This window comes from Myroides oncorhynchi (assembly GCF_020905415.1).
In the GTDB taxonomy this organism is placed as follows: domain Bacteria; phylum Bacteroidota; class Bacteroidia; order Flavobacteriales; family Flavobacteriaceae; genus Flavobacterium; species Flavobacterium oncorhynchi_A.
Map to the genome: position 1 here is coordinate 1 of NZ_JAJJMP010000001.1, position 17,570 is coordinate 17,570.

Sequence of the window (17,570 nt, forward strand, 5' to 3'; positions counted from 1 at the left end):
ATGCACGATAATACAATTAAGTCAGCAGAATCTGTATGGAATAATTGTCTTGAATTCATAAAGGATAACATCCAAGAACAAGCATTCAAGACATGGTTCATGCCTATTAAGGCTATTGAGCTTACAGAGAGTGCTCTTTATATTCAGGTGCCTAGTAAGTTTTTTTACGAGTGGTTGGAAGAACACTATGTAAAAATCCTAAAAGTAGCCCTAACTAAACAGTTGGGAGCTGAAGCAAAGTTATTGTATAAGATCCAAATGGAAAACACCACTGGAAGCAAACAACCTTATACAGAACAATTACCAAGTACACAAAGAGGTCCTGTTAAACCTCAAGAATTAGATGTACCTATCCAAAACAAGAATCCAGAGTTAAAAAATCCTTTTGTAATTCCTGGAATCAGAAACGTAAAAATCGAATCACAACTAAATTCAAATTACTCATTTGATAATTTCTTAGAAGGTGATTCTAATAGATTGGCACGTTCTGCTGGTATGGCTGTAGCAAATAAACCAGGTGGAACTTCGTTTAACCCTCTTCTTATATTCGGAGGAGTTGGACTAGGAAAAACTCACTTAGCACACGCTATAGGTGTTGAAATAAAAGATCTTTATCCAGAGAAAACTGTTTTATATATTTCTGCTGAAGTCTTTACTCAACAATATATCGATTCTGTACGTAAGAATACACGTAATGACTTTATCTACTTCTATCAGTTAATAGATGTACTTATCGTCGATGATATTCAATTCTTATCTGGTAAGTCAGGAACACAAGATGTATTTTTCCATATCTTTAATCACTTACACCAGAATGGTAAACAAGTAATCCTTACTTCTGATAAAGCACCAGTAGATATTCAAGATATCGAACAACGTCTTTTATCTCGTTTTAAATGGGGATTATCTGCTGAGATATCTCATCCTGACTTTGAAACAAGAGTAAAAATAGTAGAAGGAATTCTATTCCGTGATGGTGTTGAAATGCCTAAAGAAATAATCGAATATGTAGCTAAGAATGTTAACTCGAATATCAGAGAGTTAGAAGGAGCTATCATATCATTAATCGCTCAATCTTCATTTAATAAACGTGAAGTAACTATCGAATTAGCTAGACATGTCGTAGAGAAATTCGTTAAGAGTGTAAAGAGAGAAATATCTATCGATTATATTCAAAAGATTGTTTCTGACTACTTCCAAATGGATACTGAAACATTACGTTCTAAAACTAGAAAGAGAAACATCGTACAAGCGAGACAATTAGCAATGTTCTTTGCGAAGAAATATACTAAATCTTCTTTAGCAAGTATTGGTTCACAAATAGGAGATCGTGATCACGCAACTGTATTACACGCTTGTAAGACCATTGACAACCTATTAGAAACTGATAAGGAATTCAAAAAATTCCACGATGATATAAATATTAAATTCAGTATGTAATGACAAAGGTATTGATGGTTTGTTTAGGCAATATATGCCGTTCGCCCTTAGCTGAGGGAATATTACAATCTAAGCTTTCTACTGAAAGTTTTTTTGTTGATTCCGCCGGTACAGGTGATTGGCACATAGGTAGCTTACCAGACAAACGCTCAATAGCTGTTGCCAAAAAATACAATATTGATTTAACGACTCAGCGTGCTAGACAATTTAAGATAAGTGACTTTAATACTTTTGACCGCATTTATGTAATGGATAAATCTAATTATGATAATGTGGTAAAACTTGCTCCAAATAAAGAGGCTAAAAATAAAGTAAAACTTATTTTAAATGAAAGTACACCTAATCAGAATGCAGAAGTACCAGACCCATACTTCGGTGGAGAAGATGGATTTGAACACGTTTATCATTTGTTAAACGAAGTTTGTAATATAATAGCCAAAGATTTAAAATCTTAGATATATGTAAGTAAAAGGAAGAAAGTCATTTTCTTCCTTTTCTTTTTTGTCCTATACTTTATCTTTACCTTTGTACTTTATATGAGAGAAAAATACAAATGAAAGATTCTATACCTACAGGTACACTTTACCTTATTCCTATTACTTTAGGAGAAACTACTAATCCAATGGATGTTTTACCACAAACTGTAAAACGTTCAATCGAAATGCTTGATATTTTTATTGTAGAGAATGAAAAGACTGCTAGAAAATTTATTAAAAGCATTTGCCCTGAAAAGAAACAATCAGATTTAACTCTATACCCCCTTAATAAACATACTACTACAAGTGAATACAAAGAGTATATAAAACCTCTTCTAGAAGGCAAAAGTGTCGGAGTAATGAGTGAAGCAGGATGTCCTGGAGTAGCTGATCCTGGAGCTGTTATCGTAGATCTAGCGCATAAGAGAAATATCAAAGTAACACCTTTAGTCGGTCCTTCATCTATCCTACTGTCCTTAATGGCTTCTGGTATGAATGGTCAAAGTTTTGCTTTTAACGGATATCTACCAATAGATAAAAGTGACAAAAAAACGACACTTAAAGCTTTAGAGAAACTCTCTCAAGACAAAAACCAATCACAACTATTCATAGAAACACCTTATAGAAATAACCAATTACTACAAGATATGGTACAGATATTAAATCCGAATACCTTAATCTGTGTAGCATGTGATATCACCCTAGAAACTGAGTTTATACAAACCAAACCAGCTTCTCAATGGAAGAATACGAAAGAAGATTTACACAAAAGACCGTGTATCTTTATCATTCATAAAAACTAAACTATACAAAAAAGGCTACCCACATATATAGGTAGCCTTTTTCACATAATTTATTTCAATGCGTAATTTATTTATTCTCTTCTTTTTTCTCTTTAGGGAACAAAAATCCCATTCCCATATTCTTCAACATCTTTTTTACAAAGTTCCAAAAGAACTCACGTTGACCAAATAAAGTACCAATGCACAATAAAATAACTTTATATACTGGCAAAATCAATACAATGTATAAAACCCAATATAACACTGGATTCATTACACCTCTTTCAATTCCTAAATACGATAAAATAGGTTTAGCTATAAATGCGGCTGTCGATCCCGTAATAGCAAAGACAATCAAAATAACCACTACTTGAAAGTTTGACGTAAGTCCCCAACGCTGTTTTAGTTTTTCCATTATTTAATTTAATTCTAAACAAAGGTAAAGCAATTTATACTATCTAAAAACATAAAAAGTCTTAAATATAAACAGATTACAAAAGTATCAAATTAGAGCTCAAGTCTAGTTAAAGCTTCCATGACATACTCATGCATAACTTCGCGATAATCTAAATGTGTCACCATACGAAGCCAGCCTCCTCCCATTTCACTAATCGCAATATTCTTTTGCTTTAACTTATCTAATAGCGTTCTATTTTGAGCCACTTCATGTAGTCTAAAAACAACGATATTAGTTTGCACAGGTAAAACCTCATTAATCCATATTTTCTTGTTTAAAACAGCCTCTATTTGCTTTGCTCTAAAATGATCACGTTGTAAGCGTCCTACATTATTCTTAAGAGCAAACAATGCTGCTGCTGCAAGATACCCCGTCTGACGCATTCCTCCTCCCATAAGTTTTCGAATGCGTATAGCTTTTTTTATATCTTCTTTAGATCCTAACAACACAGAACCAACTGGCGCACCAAGACCTTTAGAGAAACACACTGATATTGTATTAAACAAAGCTCCAAACTGACTAGGATGCTGTGATTTGGCTACCAAAGCATTCCATAATCTCGCTCCATCTAAGTGTAGTTTTAATCCCTTCTGATTACATACCTCGCGAATGCGGTCAATCTCATTTAACTCATAACACGCACCACCTCCTAGATTAGTTGTATTCTCTAAACACACTAATTTAGTTGTTGGCAAGTGAAAATTAGTTGGATCATTATAGTTTTCTAAGACCTGTTCAGCTGTTATTCTTCCTCTATCTCCATCTACTAATGCACAACTAACGCCGCTATGCACAGCTATTCCTCCCCCTTCAAACATATTTATATGAGAGCTTTTATCGCAAATAAGATGATCTCCTGGTTGGGTATGTAGCTTAATTGCCACTTGATTTGCCATCGTACCCGATGGAAAAAAGAGGGCAGCCTCCATTCCAAACAACTCAGCTACAGCAATTTCTAATTCATTCGTGCTTCCATCTTGCTTATAAACATCATCCCCTACCCTTGCTTTCATCATATAATTCAACATTTCAGGTGTAGGCTTAGTGATTGTATCACTGATTAAATTAATTTCCATAAATTGAATAGGAATAAGTATTTTTGTGCTATAAAAGTATTAAAAATTATGGTAACCACAGAACAACAGAAGGATATTATTGATCGCCTTGGTGCGTTAAGGAGGTATCTTTGACGTCGATAAGAAACTTATCGAAATAACTAACGAGGAAGAAAAAACCTTTGCTCCTGATTTTTGGAACAACCCAAAAGAAGCAGAAGTTATCGTTAAAGCCCTCAAATCCAAAAAGAAATGGGTAGAAGGGTATGAGTCTGCTATGGCTAATTTAGAAGAACTAAAGATTCTTTTAGAGTTTTATGCAGAAGGAGAATACACAGAAGAAGAGGTAGTCGATCAATATGAAAAAACTCTACAAATCATCGAGGAACTAGAGTTTAAGAATATGCTATCTGATGAAGGAGACAACATGAGTGCTGTATTACAGATTACAGCTGGTGCTGGTGGTACTGAGAGTTGTGACTGGGCAGCGATGTTGATGCGTATGTACATTATGTGGGGGGAGAAAAACAAGATAAATGTAAAAGAACTGAACTATCAAGCCGGAGAGGTAGCTGGTGTCAAAACCGTTACACTCGAGTTCGATGGAGAATTTGCTTTTGGTTATCTAAAAGGAGAAAACGGTGTACACCGCCTTGTCCGTATCTCGCCATTTGACAGTAATGCAAAACGACATACTTCCTTTGTATCTGTTTATGTATACCCGCTTGCGGATGATACCATACAGATAGAAGTAAGTCCTGCTGATATTTCGTGGGAAACTATGCGCTCTAGTGGTGCTGGTGGACAAAACGTAAATAAAGTAGAGACTGCTGTACGTCTACGTCACCACCCTACTGGTATTATCATTGAGAACTCAGAAACTCGTTCTCAATTAGATAACAAAACGAAAGCTATGCAACTTTTAAAGTCTCAATTATACGAAATAGAGTTGAAGAAGAAACAAGCTATGCGTGATGAAATCGAAGCTAATAAGAAGAAGATTGAATGGGGATCGCAAATCAGAAACTATGTGATGCATCCTTATAAATTAGTTAAAGATGTCCGTACACAATTTGAAACTACTGATGTAGATGCTGTGATGGATGGAGAGATTGACAAATTCTTAAAGGCATATCTAATGATGATGGGACAGAGAGAAGAGGAATAATATACTCAAACAGATTATTACAAAAAAAGGAGCCAATGGCTCCTTTTTTCACCTATATACCTAAGAGTTCCTTATCACCTCTTAAGCAGTATAGGATTTTATCAAAATCAAATCAGCATTATTCTATCTTATTGCCATCCGCCTCCAAGGCTTTTATAGATGTCTACTACAGCGTTTAACTGTTTAGCCTTAGTTTCTACTAATTCGAGCTTAGCATCCATCGCTTCACGTTGCGTCATCAGTACTTCTAAGTAATCTGCTCTTGATGATTTAAACAACAGATTAGCGATGTTCACAGACTCTGACAAGGTCTTAGATTCATTGTCTTTATACTCATACACTTTTTGCATATTCTGTATTTTAGACATCTGATTTGCCACATCTAGATAAGCATTCACTATTCTCTTATCATACTCATATAGCGCCTGTACCTGATGAGCATTTGCAGTATTAAACTCTGCTTTTATAGCGCTTTTATTAATTAAAGGTGCTGCCAACTCACCTACTAATGAATACATCATCGACTCAGGTAACTTCGTCAAATACGAAGGTTTAAAAGCATTTAATCCAAAACTAGCAGAGATATCTAACGAAGGATAAAACTCAGCTCTAGCCACCTTTACATCTAACTTAGCTGCCTCTAACTCTAGCTCTGCTTGCTTAATATCAGGTCTATTAGATAGTAATTGAGCAGGGATACCTGTCTTTACGGTAGCTGGCACTAATGCCATAAAGTACTCTTTATCCCTAACTATTGCTTGCGGATAGCGTCCTAGCAAAGCATTGATACGGTTCTCTTTTTCTGTAATCTCTTGTCTTATCGCAAACTCTAATCCTTGTGCTTTCAACAGTTCAGCCTCAAACTTCTTCACCCCCAACTCTGTTCCTCTTGCTGCTTGTTTCTGTATTTTCACTACGTCAAGAGCCTGCTTCTGCAATTCGATATATTGCAAGGTTAAGTCTAACTGATTATCTAAAGCTAGTAACTCATAGTACGAACTCGCTATTTCAGCGATTAAGTTAGACAGTACAAAGTTCTTCCCTTCTACTGTACCTAAATATCTCTTTACCGCAGCCTCCTTAGCATTGTGAAGTTTGCCCCACATATCTATTTCCCAGCTCGCTGTAATACCCGCAGAGAAATCTCCTAACGGCTCGGGCATCTTTCTTCCTGGTTCTATATCAGTACTCGCATCACCAGCTCCTTGGCTTGTATATCTTCCTACTTTCTCAACTCCTGTACCTATACCTGCTCCTACCTTAGGTGATAATTTCCCTTTTTTATAAAGTACTTCATTCTTTGCTACTTCTAATTCTTGAAGAGTGATTAGCAACTCTTGATTATTAGTCAATGCTTCTTCTATTAGAGAAGTCAAGTTTTTATCTGTAAAAAACTGACGCCAAGGCGTTAATCCACTATTTAGTGTGTCATTTGACACACTATAAACTGTAGGTAACTTTGCTTTACTGTCAAAGTCTATAGCAGCTCGTGGAGTCTTACAACTCCACAAGCTTATTCCCATTATGGCTATAATACCTATTCTATTTATATCTTGCTTATTCATCAATCTCAATGTGTTCTGATAATGGTGTTTCATTCTCATAGCGACTCAGCTTAGTCTTATCCGCTATTGTTCCAAAAATAAAGTATAACCCTGGCACGATAATCAATCCGAAAATAGTACCGATTAGCATACCTCCCGCCGCAGCCGTTCCAATCGTTCTATTTCCTATAGCTCCAGGTCCTGATGCTATTACCAAAGGAATTAACCCTGCGATAAAAGCAAACGAAGTCATCAGAATAGGTCTAAAACGTAGAATAGCTCCCTCTACAGCAGATTTAAATACACTGTGCCCTTCTCTATGCCTGAAGATAGCGAACTCGACTATCAGCACAGCATTCTTACCAAGTAGCCCGATCAACATCACCATCGCCACCTGAGCATAAATATTATTCTCTAATCCTAAAGAACTCAAACAAAAATACGCTCCGAAAATACCCGCTGGAAGTGATAATATAACTGGTAGAGGTAAGATGAAACTCTCATATTGCGCTGCAAGGATCAAGTACACAAATCCTAAACAGATTGCAAATATGACAGCTGCTTCATTACCTCTAGATACCTCGTCTTTAGAGATACCTGCCCAATCTATACCATATCCTCTTGGCAATGTTTCTTTTGCTACTTCTGTAATCGCTTTAATAGCAGCCCCACTACTGTATCCAGGAGCTGGTGCACCACTTATCTCTGCTGAGTTATACATATTATGACGGGTATACTCTGATAGCCCATATACCTTCTCTAAAGTTAGAAAAGCAGAGTATGGCACCATCTCTCCCTGATCATTCTTCACAAACATCTTCAGCACGTCTTGTGGCAATGCTCTATACTCTGGAAGCGCCTGTACCATTACCTTATAAGGTCTATCAAACTTGATAAAACTCGTCTCGTAGTTACTTCCTATTAAAGTAGACAAGTTCTCCATCGCAGCAGCAATAGACACTCCTTTTTGTTCTGCTTTATCATTGTCTATCTTTAATAAATACTGAGGAAAACTAGCACTGTAGAAGGTAAATACAGATCCTATCTCAGGGCGTTTACTCAGCTCTTTGACTAGGTCTTTACTCACTTGCTCCATCTTCGCATAGTCAACACTTCCCGATTTATCTAGTAATCTCAACTCAAAACCTCCTGCCGCTCCATATCCTGGCACTGCTGGTGGCTGGAAGAACTCAATATTCGCACCTGTCAACTCTTTTGACTTCTCTTCTAATTCTTCTATAATCTCCTGTGCAGACTTGCTACGCTCTTCCCAACTTTTTAAGTTGATTAGACACGAACCTGTATTTGCACTTGTTCCCTCTGTTAGGATTTCATACCCCGCTAATGAAGAGACAGACTGTACACCGTCTATTCCCTCAGCTATCTTTTGCAACTTAGCAGCTACCTGATTTGTACGCTCTAATGTAGATCCTGGAGGTGTCTGTATAATCGCATAGAACATCCCTTGATCCTCATTAGGTATAAATCCTGTCGGTAGACTATTATTCAAAAAGTACACTCCTGCACAGAAGGCTGCTAACATCCCGAATGTCAATGTTCGCTTATTTACTATCTTAAGAAGGATGTTATTATATCTACTTGCTCCTATTACAAACAATCTATTAAATCCATCTAAGAATCTATTTAAAACTGTTTTCTTTCTAGACACACTGTGATTATTCTTTAATATCAACGCACATAAAGCAGGTGTCAATGTCAATGCCACAATCCCTGATAACACAATAGCTGTTGCCATAGTAATAGCAAACTGACGATAGAATATCCCCACTGGCCCACTCATAAAAGCAATAGGAATAAATACCGCTGCCATTACACATGTAATCGCGATAATCGCTCCACTAATCTCGTGCATTGCCTCTTGCGTTGCCTTATAAGGGGAGAGATGCTTCTCCTCCATCTTGGCGTGGACGGCTTCTATCACTACAATGGCATCATCCACGACCACCCCAATCGCCATAACCAGAGCAAATAATGAGATAAGGTTTAATGTAATACCCAATACCCCCATCAAAGCAAATGTTCCTATCAATGAAACTGGTACCGCTAGTGTAGGTATCAACGTAGAACGCCAGTCTCCTAAGAACATAAACACCACTATCCCTACTAATATAAAAGCCTCTACTAATGTGTGTATTACTTTTTCTATTGATGCATCTAAGAATTTAGACACGTCATAACTCACCTCATAATGCATTCCCTTAGGAAAGTCACTATCTAATTTGGTCATTAAGCTTTTGACATCTTTAATTACATCACTAGCGTTACTACCGAAAGATTGCTTAACCACGATAGCCGCAGATGGTTTACCATTAAGATTAGAGTAGATGTCATACATCGTACTTCCGAATTCTATCTCTGCTACGTCTTTTAATCTCAATATTTCACCAGCAGCATTAGATCGAAGGATGATATCACCATATTCTTTCTCATTACTGTAACGTCCAGAATACTTTAATACATATTCAAAAGCCTGTGATCTCTTACCAGAACTCTCTCCTACACGTCCAGGAGATGCCTCTAAACTCTGCTCTTCTAATGCCTTCATTATCTCATCAGAAGATATCTTATATGCTGTCATACGGTCTGGTTTTAACCAGATACGCATCGCATACTCTCTATTTCCTAATATACTTGCTACTCCTACTCCAGGTACCCTTCTTAATTCTGAAAGGATATTAATATCAGCATAGTTATATAAGAACTTCTGATCAGCGTGTGGATCATCACTGTATAAATTCACATACATCAACATATTAGACTCCTCACGTGTGATCTTAACTCCCTCGCGTACTACTAAAGGGGGAAGTTTGTTCACTACAGAAGATACGCGGTTCTGCACATTCACAGCCGCCAAGTTAGGATCAGTACCTAAATCAAATATCACCTGTATAGAAGCCTCTCCATCATTACCCGCATCCGAAGTCATATACTTCATCCCTGGTACACCATTTAAGGCTCTTTCTAACGGAATAATAACAGATTTAATCATTAACTCCCCATTCGCTCCTGGGTATTCCGCAGTAATATTTACTTTCGGAGGAGAGATAGAAGGAAATTGTGTTACAGGTAGTTTCAATAATGATAATACTCCTAAGAAAACTATAATCAATGAAATAACAATCGACAGAACGGGTCTGCGAATAAATGTCTTAAACATAATGTTGAATTACTTATTAAATTGATTAATCTGCGCTAAGGCGTAACGAAGAGATTACTTGCTTAGGTTCTTTAAACACAACCTTCACTTGATCTCCTTCTTTTACTTTCTGAATTCCCTCTAATAGTATTTTATCTTTAGAAGAAAGTCCTGACCCCACTATATACAAATCTGGTAACTCCCCTGATATAGTGATATTCTTAGCGTGTATTACTCCTTTAGAATCTACTGCGAACACATATTTTTTATCTTGAATTTCGTAAGTTGCTTTCTGAGGAATGATCATCGCCTGTACTAAAGGCACTGTCATTCTCACTTTACCTGTTTCTCCATTTCGAAGTAACTTATCAGGATTAGGAAACTTGGCTCTAAAGGCAATATTACCTGTCTCATTATCAAACTCACCTCCTATTGTTTCTACTATCCCTTTATTTGGTAATAGCTTTCCGTTAGCTAAGACCAAGCCTACCTCTACAGCATCGTGATTCTTAGCTTCCTCTTTATAATTAAGATATTCTATCTCTGATACATTATAGTACGCATACATATTAGAGTTATCAGATAGGCTAGTTAATAATTCTCCCTCTTCTAATAAGCTTCCTAATCGCTTAGGTAGATAATTAATATACCCTGAGAATGGCGCTTTAATCTCTGTATAAGAAAGGTGTATTTGAGCAGATTGCATCTCGGCCTTTGCCTTTTGTAGCTTAGCTTGAGCTACAGCTTTCTCACTTTTAGACACCACATTATTAGAAGACAGAGTCTCTACATTCTGAAGTTCTATCTGTGCCTCTGCTACCTCTGCTTTCGCTTTTTCTAATTCAGCTCTGTGCAACTGTGCATTGATGCGAAACATTACTTGCCCTTGATTGACATACTGTCCCTCATCTACTAAGATGGCATCTAGATATCCTTTTTCTTGTGTGCGGATTTCAATATTTTTAATTGACTTAACTTGTGATACATAATCTTTAGTCACTATGGTATCCATTGTTATAGGATTAGTAATAGGATAATCCTTAACTTCTTCTTTTTCCTGTTTGTGCGAGTTACAGCTAACCATTGCCCATACAGTACTTAGAGAAACAATAAATGCTACTCTTTTCATACAATAAACTTTGCTAATTAAATTGATTTCGATAAGTCCCAAATATGGAATAGCAGTATTAACATCACTTAATGATGTAATATATACCAATACAGACATGGGGATAATAAGTGCTCTTGAAGCAAACACAATACTATATAAGCCAATAATCTATAAGAAACGATATAGCTTATAAGTGGATATGAGAATCTTAGATCAAATTCTCAGTGTACGATATACAATGTATTTATGATCAAATAATTGTATCAAAGCTTCATAGAAAGAACGGCGTCTTCTATAAGCAAATAAAACGAAATGAATAAAAATAGCACATACAAATACCTTTACTAATGTCGCTACTAAAACCAATTGGTCTAAAGTATGTACATCATCGCTGTTATCTGTCTCTATGCTTAAAAAAGAATTGTCTATTCTATACTCTTTAATTCTCTTTTGAACTTCCCCTTTGATAGTATAACTAATGTTATCTACACCGCGCGAAGCTCCTAAATATTGAGAAGAATAGTTAGCTTGAGTTGTATCCATAACCTTCACCCCCACTACAGATAGTAGGATAAATATGGCGATAATATGTGATAGAATATGTCTCATAACTAGCATCAAATTTAGTATTAGATTTGAACTCACAATTCGCCTTAACACTATTTAACACAGCTTACTTATAACTTTTTCTTCTAAACGAGTTTTAACTAAAAAAAGCCTCTAAAAATCACTAAATCCGAAACAGAACATCAAACAATAATCATTATACTCTCTGTTTTAATAAATATAATGCATTATAATAAAACACGCCTTTTTAATTAAGACCAAAAAAAAGTGGTACATCGCTGTACCACTTTTATATATTAATCTTAAATAATAACCCTATACAATCGCATGAATAATATAGTATGTAACCATAGCTATAATAGCAGATACTGGTATCGTTAATATCCATGCCCACAATAAATTAATCGTCACACCCCATCTAACAGCAGAGATACGTTTTGTAACTCCTACCCCTATGATAGACCCTGTGATTGTATGCGTAGTAGATACTGGAATACCTAAATGCTCCGTAACGTATAATGCTACAGCACCTGCAGTCTCAGCAGCTACACCTTCTAATGGTGTTACTTTCGTAATCTTAGATCCCATCGTCTTCACGATTTTCCATCCTCCAGAAAGAGTACCTAGACCAATAAATAAGAATGATGCTAACGGTACCCACCACCAATGTGATACGAATACACTAAAATTATCAGCACTCCCTTTAATATAATCAGGATCTATATCTACATTTAAGTGATAGAATATAACTGCAGCACCGATAATCCCCATGACCTTCTGAGCATCATTACCCCCGTGTCCTAATGAGAATAGTGCAGATGACACTAATTGAAGACGTTTAAACCAAGTATCACATTTATGTGAATTACCATTTCTACAAATCCACATAATACCTACTGTTATAAAGTAAGCCAGGATCATCCCTAAGAATGGTGCCCCGAATATGAATAAGAAAATAGGAATAACTTTCGCATAAACGATAACAGCTTCTCCACCTGCAGAAAAACCTCCAGCGTGAGCCACTGCTGCACCGATAAATCCACCAATAAGTGTATGCGAAGAAGAAGAAGGAATACCCAACTTCCACGTAATCAAGTTCCATATAATAGCTGCAACTAAACCAGCAAAGATCACTTCTAACGTAATAAAATTCTCATTTACTGACTTTGCTATTGTATTACCAATCTTAAACTCACCTATGATATATAAGGAGATGAAGTAAGCAACGAAATTAAATGCTGCAGCCCACAATACTGCTTGGAATGGTGTCAACACCTTAGTTGTCACAATAGTTGCTATAGAGTTAGCAGCATCGTGAAAACCATTAATATAATCAAACCCTAATGCTAAGACGATAATAATCATCAGCATGATACCAGCTTGATTAGTAAACATTCCTAAGAAAAAATCCATAAATAATGTTCCTTTAATTAAGCGTATTTTACTGTAATTGTCTCTAATACGTTAGCAACGTCTTTACAACTATCTGTTGCTGTTTCTAGAGCCATCATTACCTCTTTATATTTAATAATTTCAATAGCGTTAGTTTCATTTTCAAAAATATCAGCTACTGCTTTATCAAATACTTTATCTGCTTTACGTTCTAGACGAGAGATATTTTTACTTATTTCTGCCAAAGCTTCGAAGTTCTTATTGTCTTTTAAGATTAAAAGCCCTTTAGCAACTTCGCTGCAAGCTTCAAGATTTGCTTCTGTTAACTTACGCAAAGGTTTAGTGACTTTGTCTATTTGATATAATCTCATACGAGATGCTGCATCAGATAAGTGATCTGCAATATCATCCACTGCTGTAATCAAGTTGTGAATATCCTCACGATCAAAAGGAGTAATGAAGTTTTTTCCAAGTTCTACACGTGTAGTTTGAGCGATAGCTTCAATTTCTTGTTTTAATACTTCTACATCTTTTAATAACTGATCTCTTTCTTTAGCTGGAGCATTTACTGCTTCATTTAAAGTTTCTGATAGTTTCTTAATCTTACCTGCTGCCTTTTCAAATAATGGATAGAAAGTCTTATCCTTTGGCACTAAAAACTGAAAAATATTGTTTAATGACATTTTAATAAATGATAATAATCAGGCGCAAAAGTAAACCATTTAAGTTATCCCAATGTTTCCTTAACGTTAATTTTTACCCCTGTGTTAATAAATCAATTTCCCTTATAAAACCGTAACTAATTGTCATACAAAGATAAAAGTATTTTACTACATTAAATTAATGTTAAGTCAATAATTTTGAGGTTATGTGCTAATAATCTTACAATGTACTATCTTTTACTCTACAAAGCATGCATTAGAACATCACTTTGCATCCACAAAGATTATTCTTTTTCATAATATTCATTTTCTAACACCTCACTATCCACAACAAAATAGTAGATTACTCTTTCTGCTCTTCTCTAACATCCTTAGTTTCTAAAATAGAATGTGCTCCTTTAATTATTCCACTAGGTTTAGAAGAACTCTGTTCCTTGCTGATCTCAGTACTATTATCTACTTCAGCCTTCTCTTTTAAAATTCGTTTTTTTACTCAACGTATATAGTCTAGTGGAGTCCACTTTTTCAATTCTTTTACTTTAATAACACAACTGGTAGACGAGGTAATTGTTTCTACATTGGCAGTAGAAGCTATCTTTTCTAGACACTGTTTTAATGCTATTCTTTGTACTTATTCAAGAGGTAATACTATTGTTATTGCTTATTTTGTATTACCTGCTATCTATTTTTTGTTCCCAGCTTTCCCTTTCCTATTCCCAGTTTTTTGCTTCCCAATAAGCTCTATCATCCCCTGAAAACAGCTAGTACTATGCATACCACCATCGGCAGACTTCCACATGCTCCAGAAGTACACTTTCCCACTTTTCCATTCTGTTGGGACACTAAAATGTGCGTACTTATCTATGAGATCCCCTACATTCGCTATCGCGATAAACTTGTCTAATGCTTCGTTATACAGCATCATTGTCAGTGAATCTGTATCTAATGTTAATGCATTGACCAAACTGTTATCCCACTATACTTTAATCTTACCTGTTTTCAGAATATTGATTTTTATAATCACAGCTGGTGCAAGGTTACCGATAGATAATATCGTTTTCTCAATGGCAATATGTTGTACCCCATTGATCATTATAATGCCCTGTTTCATCATCCTTGAAATCATTTGCTCTTTGCCAATCATCCATTTATCACCCATTTTAACCGCAGGGCAATGTGCATTGACAAAGTCTCTAAACTTACTTGCATAACTAAATCTAAACTCATCCCACTGAAGCAGCTGCTTCGCTGTAGCATTTTTTCTTGCTTTGCTAGGTTTAGAATGCAGCCAGTTTTTCCCTCTCCATATATACCCTACCACAGGACCTACCTTACCTCTTGTTGCTCCTAATATTCCTTGTTTAATTTCTGTCATAATTCCTGTTTTTTTGTGATTTGTTTTTGGTTTTTAGATTTTGTAATACATAAATACCAAATACATATAGATTGAAAAACTTTTTTAGCTATTCATCCCACTCCTACTCTAGTTTGATATCAATCAGCTGTCACTTCAACTCAATTTTTCTTTTAAAAAACAGCTTCATTCAGTGAACTACCTCTAATTTCAGCCAAATTTTGATTCTCTAGCATATACTCCTGGACATTGGCTTAAAAGTAAAATCAAGATAATCAACAAGAACATACACGGGCAAAATTCTCTCAGCCCTACTACTTTCCTTTAAATGTCCTATAATTCACAACCACTGCGCTATTGCATTAGGACTAAAGAGCTTCATAGATAACTATCAATCTTACAACAATCAAAACAAACAACTCATCATCAATATTTTATCTAAACAAAAATTTCAAAAAAATGTACGTAATATGAAACTTGTAGAATGCTAGAAGCCAAGCGGTAGAATAAAAAAATGTCCCTCAGTTTTTAGAGGTAATACAAAATTTGCTTTTCGTTTAGATGTCTATCGTTTAATAGGAGGTTATAGTCCTTGTTTATTATATATTGTTCTTCCTTTTGAGGAATATGTTAGTTTTCTAAAAATTATGGGACTGCCAAATTTCGCTAGTAAAAAATCTAAGGATATTTTGTACTTTAGCGAAAACGATTAAAAACAACTGTGAATCAACCCAACAAACTATGGATATAAACTTCAATAAAAACGAAGACCACAATAAGCTACTTCTTTCAGACCTTAAGAGAAAATTAGTTATAGTAAAAAAAGGTGGTGGTGAAAAACGCATTGCCAAACTACATGAACAAGGAAAGATGACTGCTAGAGAACGTATCGACTACCTATTAGACGCTAAAGCAGATAGTATAGAGATTGGTGCATTCGCAGGAGAAGACATGTATACAGAACACGGTGGATGTCCTTCTGGAGGTGTAGTAGTTAAGATAGGATATATCAAAGGAAAACAGTGTATCGTGGTAGCTAATGATGCTACTGTGAAAGCTGGAGCTTGGTTTCCTATCACAGGAAAAAAGAATCTAAGAGCACAAGAAATAGCTATCGAAAACAGACTACCTATTATCTATCTGGTAGATAGCGCAGGGGTTTACTTACCCTTACAAGACGAAATATTCCCTGATAAAGAACACTTCGGACGTATCTTTAGAAATAATGCTGTGATGAGCAGTATGGGAATTACACAAATCGCCGCTGTAATGGGAAGTTGTGTAGCTGGAGGAGCTTACCTACCTATCATGAGTGATGAAGCACTAATCGTAGATAAAACAGGAAGTATCTTCTTAGCTGGTAGTTATTTAGTAAAAGCGGCTATCGGAGAGAGTATTGACAATGAAACATTAGGTGGTGCTACTACACACTGTGAGATATCAGGTGTAACGGACTATAAAGCCAAAGATGATAAAGATGCTTTAGATAAAATCAAAAATATTGTTGATAAAATAGGTAATTTTGACAAGGCTGGGTACAGTCGTATCAAAGCTGTAAAGCCTGCTCTAAACCAAGAAGACATCTACGGTATCCTACCTAAGGCTCGTAATGAACAATACGATATGATGGAAATCATCAAGCGTCTAGTGGATAACTCTGAATTTGAAGAATACAAAGAGGGATATGGACAAACGATCATCACTGGGTATGCGCGTATTGATGGATGGGCAGTAGGTATCGTGGCGAATCACCGTAAAGTAGTGAAAACGAAGAAAGGTGAAATGCAGTTCGGAGGGGTGATATACTCAGACTCTGCTGATAAGGCTACTCGCTTTATCGCTAACTGTAACCAAAAGAAAATACCGTTAGTATTCTTACAGGATGTAACAGGATTTATGGTAGGATCTAAGTCAGAACATGGTGGTATTATTAAAGATGGAGCTAAGATGGTAAATGCAGTATCTAACTCTGTAGTACCTAAGTTTACGGTAGTAGTGGGTAACTCATACGGCGCTGGTAACTACGCGATGTGTGGTAAAGCATATGACCCAAGACTTATCTTCGCTTGGCCAAGTGCAGAACTTGCTGTAATGGGAGGTGCTCAGGCAGCAAAAGTATTACTTCAAATCGAAGCTTCTTCTCTAAAAGCTAAAGGAGAAGAACTAACAAAAGAACAAGAAGAAGAATTATTCAATAAAATTAAAGCTAAATACGATACGCAAGTATCTCCGTATTATGCAGCAGCGCGTCTATGGACAGATGCTATCATTGATCCACTAGATACGCGTAAGTGGATCTCTATGGGAATAGAGGCAGCAAACCACGCTCCTATCGAGAAACCATTTAACTTAGGGGTGATACAGGTGTGATAAATAACAAGCGGGAAGTTTTATAAACTTCCCGC

13 protein-coding genes and 1 pseudogene are annotated in these 17,570 nt (G+C 36.0%); 5 read left to right on the forward strand and 9 right to left on the reverse strand.

All coding sequences use genetic code 11. The features are described from left to right. The 3 genes from dnaA to LNQ81_RS00015 all read left to right on the forward strand — a co-directional run bounded on the left by dnaA (nucleotide 1) and on the right by LNQ81_RS00015 (nucleotide 2,719). Nucleotides 1-1,440 (forward strand): chromosomal replication initiator protein DnaA, encoded by a 1,440-nt coding sequence (dnaA, locus tag LNQ81_RS00005; RefSeq protein WP_229944140.1) that lies wholly within the window; start codon nucleotides 1-3, stop codon nucleotides 1,438-1,440. Next, the gene (locus LNQ81_RS00010; protein ID WP_229944141.1) at nucleotides 1,440-1,895 is read left to right on the forward strand and encodes a low molecular weight protein-tyrosine-phosphatase; all 456 of its coding nucleotides are present in this window, start codon (nucleotides 1,440-1,442) and stop codon (nucleotides 1,893-1,895) included. The genes dnaA and LNQ81_RS00010 overlap by 1 nt, the downstream gene beginning before the upstream one ends. A gap of 98 nt (nucleotides 1,896-1,993) precedes the next feature. Then, nucleotides 1,994-2,719, forward strand: coding sequence for an SAM-dependent methyltransferase (locus tag LNQ81_RS00015; RefSeq protein WP_229944142.1), 726 nt, complete (start codon nucleotides 1,994-1,996; stop codon nucleotides 2,717-2,719). Between the two features lie 67 nt (nucleotides 2,720-2,786). Here LNQ81_RS00015 and LNQ81_RS00020 read toward each other — a convergent pair whose 3' ends face one another. Next, nucleotides 2,787-3,113, reverse strand: a complete 327-nt coding sequence (locus LNQ81_RS00020) for a DUF6787 family protein (protein WP_121967154.1) — start codon at nucleotides 3,111-3,113, stop codon at nucleotides 2,787-2,789. A 92-nt stretch (nucleotides 3,114-3,205) separates the two neighbouring features. Further along, nucleotides 3,206-4,231, reverse strand: coding sequence for a threonine aldolase family protein (locus tag LNQ81_RS00025; protein WP_229944143.1), 1,026 nt, complete (start codon nucleotides 4,229-4,231; stop codon nucleotides 3,206-3,208). A gap of 48 nt (nucleotides 4,232-4,279) precedes the next feature. Here LNQ81_RS00025 and prfB point away from each other — a divergent pair. Next, nucleotides 4,280-5,378, forward strand: a protein-coding gene (gene prfB / locus LNQ81_RS00030) for a peptide chain release factor 2 (RefSeq protein WP_229944144.1) whose coding sequence is annotated in 2 segments (ribosomal slippage) — nucleotides 4,280-4,342 and nucleotides 4,344-5,378 — 1,098 coding nt in all. Because the reading frame shifts where the segments join, the coding sequence is not laid out codon by codon here. Nucleotides 5,379-5,506: 128 nt separating this feature from the next. Here the strand turns inward: prfB and LNQ81_RS00035 are convergent. From LNQ81_RS00035 to LNQ81_RS18230, 7 genes and pseudogenes are all read right to left on the reverse strand, one after another. Continuing rightward, nucleotides 5,507-6,943, reverse strand: a complete 1,437-nt coding sequence (locus tag LNQ81_RS00035; protein WP_229944145.1) for a TolC family protein — start codon at nucleotides 6,941-6,943, stop codon at nucleotides 5,507-5,509. Beyond that, a complete protein-coding gene (locus LNQ81_RS00040) occupies nucleotides 6,936-10,100 on the reverse strand; it encodes an efflux RND transporter permease subunit (protein WP_229944146.1) in 3,165 nt (1,054 codons plus the stop codon). Before LNQ81_RS00040 ends, LNQ81_RS00035 begins: the two co-directional genes overlap by 8 nt. A 25-nt stretch (nucleotides 10,101-10,125) precedes the next feature. Further along, entirely contained in the window at nucleotides 10,126-11,208 is a 1,083-nt protein-coding gene (locus LNQ81_RS00045; RefSeq protein WP_229944147.1) for an efflux RND transporter periplasmic adaptor subunit, read from the reverse strand. Nucleotides 11,209-11,403: 195 nt separating this feature from the next. Further along, nucleotides 11,404-11,799: a hypothetical protein gene (locus LNQ81_RS00050; protein WP_229944148.1), complete on the reverse strand. Its 396-nt coding sequence runs from the start codon at nucleotides 11,797-11,799 to the stop codon at nucleotides 11,404-11,406. A gap of 273 nt (nucleotides 11,800-12,072) precedes the next feature. Continuing rightward, the gene (locus tag LNQ81_RS00055) at nucleotides 12,073-13,170 is read right to left on the reverse strand and encodes an inorganic phosphate transporter (protein WP_229944149.1); all 1,098 of its coding nucleotides are present in this window, start codon (nucleotides 13,168-13,170) and stop codon (nucleotides 12,073-12,075) included. Nucleotides 13,171-13,187: 17 nt separating this feature from the next. Next, the gene (locus tag LNQ81_RS00060) at nucleotides 13,188-13,832 is read right to left on the reverse strand and encodes a DUF47 domain-containing protein (RefSeq protein WP_229944150.1); all 645 of its coding nucleotides are present in this window, start codon (nucleotides 13,830-13,832) and stop codon (nucleotides 13,188-13,190) included. 691 nt (nucleotides 13,833-14,523) lie between these two features. After that, nucleotides 14,524-15,186 (reverse strand): annotated as a pseudogene (locus LNQ81_RS18230) (DUF6266 family protein); the annotation flags it as partial. A 720-nt stretch (nucleotides 15,187-15,906) separates the two neighbouring features. On the opposite strand from LNQ81_RS18230, the gene LNQ81_RS00070 reads away from it, so the two are divergent. Continuing rightward, a complete protein-coding gene (locus tag LNQ81_RS00070) occupies nucleotides 15,907-17,535 on the forward strand; it encodes an acyl-CoA carboxylase subunit beta (RefSeq protein WP_229944151.1) in 1,629 nt (542 codons plus the stop codon). Nucleotides 17,536-17,570: the final 35 nt, after the last annotated feature.

Bases quoted from the DNA above. Each gene is read 5' to 3' on its own strand.
- LNQ81_RS00070 (WP_229944151.1), top strand. From the start codon at position 15,907: ATGGATATAAACTTCAATAAAAACGAAGACCACAATAAGCTACTTCTT.
- LNQ81_RS00060 (WP_229944150.1), bottom strand. From the start codon at position 13,832: ATGTCATTAAACAATATTTTTCAGTTTTTAGTGCCAAAGGATAAGACT.
- dnaA (WP_229944140.1), top strand. From the start codon at position 1: ATGCACGATAATACAATTAAGTCAGCAGAATCTGTATGGAATAATTGT.
- LNQ81_RS00050 (WP_229944148.1), bottom strand. From the start codon at position 11,799: ATGAGACATATTCTATCACATATTATCGCCATATTTATCCTACTATCT.
- LNQ81_RS00015 (WP_229944142.1), top strand. From the start codon at position 1,994: ATGAAAGATTCTATACCTACAGGTACACTTTACCTTATTCCTATTACT.
- LNQ81_RS00020 (WP_121967154.1), bottom strand. From the start codon at position 3,113: ATGGAAAAACTAAAACAGCGTTGGGGACTTACGTCAAACTTTCAAGTA.
- LNQ81_RS00055 (WP_229944149.1), bottom strand. From the start codon at position 13,170: ATGGATTTTTTCTTAGGAATGTTTACTAATCAAGCTGGTATCATGCTG.
- LNQ81_RS00040 (WP_229944146.1), bottom strand. From the start codon at position 10,100: ATGTTTAAGACATTTATTCGCAGACCCGTTCTGTCGATTGTTATTTCA.
- LNQ81_RS00025 (WP_229944143.1), bottom strand. From the start codon at position 4,231: ATGGAAATTAATTTAATCAGTGATACAATCACTAAGCCTACACCTGAA.
- LNQ81_RS00045 (WP_229944147.1), bottom strand. From the start codon at position 11,208: ATGAAAAGAGTAGCATTTATTGTTTCTCTAAGTACTGTATGGGCAATG.
- LNQ81_RS00035 (WP_229944145.1), bottom strand. From the start codon at position 6,943: ATGAATAAGCAAGATATAAATAGAATAGGTATTATAGCCATAATGGGA.
- LNQ81_RS00010 (WP_229944141.1), top strand. From the start codon at position 1,440: ATGACAAAGGTATTGATGGTTTGTTTAGGCAATATATGCCGTTCGCCC.